Source organism: Planktothrix sp. FACHB-1355, from assembly GCF_014748295.1.
GTDB lineage: Bacteria > Cyanobacteriota > Cyanobacteriia > Cyanobacteriales > Aerosakkonemataceae > Aerosakkonema > Aerosakkonema funiforme_A.
In genome coordinates, this window is the sequence record NZ_JACJUP010000548.1 from 1 (window position 1) to 4,366 (window position 4,366).

The window sequence follows — 4,366 nt, forward strand, 5'->3', positions numbered from 1 at the left end:
GTTAATTTTGGGGTTTCTTGGAAAAACTAAGCCGTGCATAGCATCGTGAGCGGTAATAAATAAACCTGTATATAGAAAGGTTTGCCAAACTATGCCAAGCAATATCCATAAAAAATTAACTTGCCCTAAGTTGAAGTGAAGTAAAAAGGTGAGGCTAATAGCCCATACAATCATAATAATAAAAGCAATTATTATACTATATGATGCCTCTTTTGATAGGATTGTTGAGTGAAAAGATGTCCAATTAAAAGTAAAAGATATTCGTTGCGATTGAAACACGCTATGACTCCACCTATCGTTGAATTGAAAGTTCCTATTTTAGGCAGAAGTTTTTAGCTATCCTTGCTTACCGAAAGAAGTAGAGTAGCTATAAAAATAATGCTTTAAGGGTTAGTATTTTGCTTTTAAAGCTGGGCGCGATGCGCGACAAAATACGGTTGCTTTTTTATAGTAACTATCCAAAAGCTAATAAATATCTGCCTGGAGTTTTAAAGAAGCTTTATTTCTAAAGAACGATATTAGGTAAAAATATATTGTTATTCAGGATACATTATTAGTTTCTTACGGCCCGAAGATTATCTATCGTAAGACTTACGGGCTCTTCCGTACAAAGGTGTGCCAAATGATTTGTTTTTTGGTGTCCTAAGCCTCAGCTAGCTGGGATTTCAAAGCGATTACCCTGTCAGAAGCAAGTTAGCATAGACAAGTAGGGGTATAAATAATCTCAAAGCCTTGCTACGCAAGGTTTTGACGATAAATTTGAGTTAAGTTAGCACACCTTTGTACGGAAGAACCAATTTTTTCCATAAATCTGAAAGAGCTACCCCTGTAGTCACATCCAGCAATACAGTACAAAAATAAATCGATCGAGCTAATCTACCTTCTCAAACTTGTCAAACAGTTCTAACAAACCAACCGTACCCACAAAAAAAGTATAAATACCATATTCTAGGGGCGTCTTGTTTTTGGAAGCCGCATAAAAAGCTGCTATTACTCCCTCAACAAAATGGGCGACAACGGCAAATCGCTCGATCGCGAAAATCGGGTTGAGGCTGTTTGGTATCTCAGTGTGAGTTAGTACCGCATAAATATGCCAAATTTCCAATGCGATCGCGCCGGTTATCAGCACTGTAGATATCACTTTGATCGAATCGGAAATTTTTTTATTAAAGAATTGTAGTTTCATACTCAAGACCAATAATTTTGCGTTAACTTGCTGACCGAATTTTAGATTTTACATTTGGGATTGCATAATTCCGAATAGGAAATCTAAAAAGATTGACAAAAAAACTGATAGAATATCAGCGTAGCTATGTTCTATGGAAAGAGGTTGGTGTGTCCAGAGGTCAGAACGTAATTGGGCAGCTTTTATTAAAATCGATGTTTCGCTTCCCGATCGGTGAAGAGAAACTACGATTCTACTCTACCATAGACTGGCAAGCCGAGAGCGATCGCGCTGCGTCTTCCTCCGCAACGTATCGCTTCCGACAACCCGACCCGCTCTATCCATCCTATTACATCAGCCAAAATTTTCACGGTATAGAAGGCGGCTACCTCAATGCGATCGCACAGGATCGCCGCTTCATTAAGGTTACGAATTATTCGGCATTAGTAGTTAAAGCTTAATCAATTATTGAGGTATCGTTATGTTCTCATTTTTTAGAAGAATTGGCAACAAATTTGTTGAAAAATTAACTAATATCCGCCACGAACCAATCAATAAAACTAGCTTAATTATTCTCATATTAATTGATATATTTGTACTTTTCAATGTCTTTAGCGGCTTAAATAGCATTTCCCAATGGCCACTAGCCCCATATGAAGAGTTTCCCTGCTTTAACGCTTATCAAAATTACCAAACAGCAGAGAAGAAAGAAACTTTTGCATTTAAAGTTAGCACGATTGAAAATCGGATCGAACAAAATAAACAATCTCCACTTCCTTATGTTGACAATTCCAACAGGCTGGGTGAGGTTGACAATCTATGTACAAATCATACCCGTTTATCCAAAGCAGTTAACACTCCTGAAACTGTCCGATTAAAAACCAGTATCGATCGGCTGCGAAACGAAATCTCTTCTTCCCAGCAAGAAATCCAAACGCTGCAAAGGCAATACAATTCTACTTTACTCGAAAAAATTGCAGGTCAACCGACTGAAAAATCAATCAATAAAGTTAATGCCGATCGCATCAAATCGGAGATCGATCGCAATCAGCAACAAATCGCCACTAAGGAAAAGCAAATCGTCGCGCAGCAAACTCAATTAATTCAAAATCCGGCTGCTGACGCTTATCTCAAACTTCTCAGTAATACTCCTGAATATGAAACACTCAAAAAAGCTTACTCTACAGCCGAGTTTTGGTATCCCAACAAACAATTACTATTACAAGTTTTATTTCTCTTACCGTTAATTCTCATAGCTTATATTTGGCATTCTACAGCCATCCGCAAAAATCTAGGCTTACAAAGCCTACTGAGTTGGCATTTACTCGCCATCTTCTGTATTCCTTTAGTAATTAAGTTTTTTGAATTCATTCAATTTGGCAATCTTGTTCGTGTAGCGATCGAACTAATTGTTAAGCTGTTCGGCGGCTTGGTATTTATTGCCAGCTATGCCTTTATCCTGATTATACCTTTGTTGGGTCTGGGTTTAATTAAACTTCTGCAAATCTGGGTTTTTAATCCCCGCGTTCAAGCGAAAAAGAGAATCGAAAAAGTGCGTTGCATTAATTGTAACTCAAAACTTCGCCTCAGCGATGAATTCTGCCCCTATTGCGGTTACGATCAGTATATCGATTGCTCAAATTGCCACCAAAAAGCTTATAAATATAGCAATTTTTGTAGTAAATGCGGTCATAAAATAGAGAGCGATCGATAATCTTTCTATATTGTTTATTCCGCACCGGGTAGCAAATCAGGAGCGATCGATTTTCTTTGAATAGCGATGACAGCAGCTTGAGTGCGATCGCGCACATCTAACTTCTGCAATATCGAGTGAACGTGAACGCGCACCGTACCAGGAGTAATATACAGCATTTCGGCAATTTCCTGATTGGTTTTGCCAACGGCAATTAATGCCAAAATCTCTTGTTCTCTACGGGTGAGGGGGGAAGCAAATTTTTCAGATGAATTTTCCGATATAGTAGAGATGGATTCCTTCTCAAAAGCGGCACGAATTTCGGTTGTAGCATTAGAATCCCACCAAGAAGCACCAGCAGCAACCGAACGAATTGCCAAAATTAACGTTTCCGACGGTACACCTTTCAAACAGTAACCCTGTGCGCCAACTTCAATAATTCGATTGATCAGAGATTTTTGCGTGTGCGATGTCAGTACCAAAATTGGCAGGTGGGAATATAATTGCCGCAGTTGGCGACAAGCCTCTATTCCACCAATTCCCGGTAATCCAATATCTAATACAACAATATCGAGAGAATGGCGTTTAGCCATTTCCACAGCGGTTTCCCCATCTTCAGCTTCCGCGATCACTTCAAAACCCGTCTCTTGCTGCAACCGAACGCGCAAACCAAGGCGGAAGAGTTCATCATCCTCAACTAATAAAATTTTTAAGGGTAGAGAAGACATTTTAGGCAGATTGGGAGAGATGGTACGGAAAGGTAGGTAAGCGAAAGGCGAAAATTGCGCCAGTGGGATGACGGTTTTCTGCCCAAATTGTACCGCCGTGTGCTTCAATAATTTGACGAGATAGGTAAAGTCCCAATCCCGATCCTTTTGCTTGACGATCGCTCTGTCCTTGGTAAAATCTTTCAAATAGATAGGGAAGCTCCTCAGCCCTTACTCCCGCCCCACTATCTATAATTTTAATCGTATGATGGGAAGCACCTGGCTCCATCACAACTTCCACTTTCCCACCGCGTACAGAATGATTGATCGCATTGGTTAATAGGTTAGCAAACACGCGCTGAAGTTGGAGAGGGTCGCCTTTAACCCATAAAAACTTGCGGAAATCGGATTCGCCGTAGTTAAACGAAATGTGAACGCGACGACTGGCGGCTAAATCGGTTAGGGTAGTAGCAACTTCTTCGGCAATTTCTACTAGCTCGACAGTTGACCTATTCAAGTTTAATCCTTCAATATCGTTACGGTAAATATCCAGTAAGGTTTCCACCAGTTGCAGCGTAGTTTTGTGACTGCGAATCATAGTTGCCAAAACAGTTTGCTGAGTGGGTTGAACGATACCGAAACTTTCTTGTTGAAATGCTTTTAGGGTTTCAATTGCGCCTAACAGGGGAGTTTTTAGGTCGTGGGTAAGTGCGGAGGCAAAATCTTCGCGAACGCTGACGAGTTTTTCCTGTGCTTGCAGTTTAGCTTGCTGTTGCAGTACGGTTTGTTGATAAAGCCGAT

5 protein-coding genes are annotated in these 4,366 nt (G+C 40.2%); 2 read left to right on the plus strand and 3 right to left on the minus strand.

Going from position 1 to position 4,366, the window contains the following annotated elements; all coding sequences use genetic code 11:
- Positions 1-871: 871 nt before the first annotated feature.
- Entirely contained in the window at positions 872-1,129 is a 258-nt protein-coding gene (locus H6S82_RS20360) for a hypothetical protein (protein WP_347339517.1), read from the minus strand.
- Positions 1,130-1,278: 149 nt separating this feature from the next.
- On the opposite strand from H6S82_RS20360, the gene H6S82_RS20365 reads away from it, so the two are divergent.
- The gene (locus H6S82_RS20365) at positions 1,279-1,626 is read left to right on the plus strand and encodes a hypothetical protein (RefSeq protein WP_190467018.1); all 348 of its coding nucleotides are present in this window, start codon (positions 1,279-1,281) and stop codon (positions 1,624-1,626) included.
- A gap of 20 nt (positions 1,627-1,646) precedes the next feature.
- Entirely contained in the window at positions 1,647-2,879 is a 1,233-nt protein-coding gene (locus H6S82_RS20370; RefSeq protein WP_190467023.1) for a zinc ribbon domain-containing protein, read from the plus strand.
- A gap of 14 nt (positions 2,880-2,893) precedes the next feature.
- On the opposite strand, the gene H6S82_RS20375 is transcribed toward H6S82_RS20370, so the two are convergent.
- Both H6S82_RS20375 and H6S82_RS20380 read right to left on the minus strand, forming a co-directional pair.
- The gene (locus tag H6S82_RS20375) at positions 2,894-3,586 is read right to left on the minus strand and encodes a response regulator transcription factor (protein ID WP_191056624.1); all 693 of its coding nucleotides are present in this window, start codon (positions 3,584-3,586) and stop codon (positions 2,894-2,896) included.
- Between the two features lies 1 nt (position 3,587).
- The coding region (locus tag H6S82_RS20380; protein WP_191056625.1) for a HAMP domain-containing sensor histidine kinase at positions 3,588-4,366 on the minus strand (779 nt) is incomplete at its 5' end.

What these genes read in the sequence shown, in the direction of transcription:
- H6S82_RS20370 (WP_190467023.1), top strand. Translation starts at nt 1,647, where the DNA reads ATGTTCTCATTTTTTAGAAGAATTGGCAACAAATTTGTTGAAAAATTA.
- H6S82_RS20375 (WP_191056624.1), bottom strand. Translation starts at nt 3,586, where the DNA reads ATGTCTTCTCTACCCTTAAAAATTTTATTAGTTGAGGATGATGAACTC.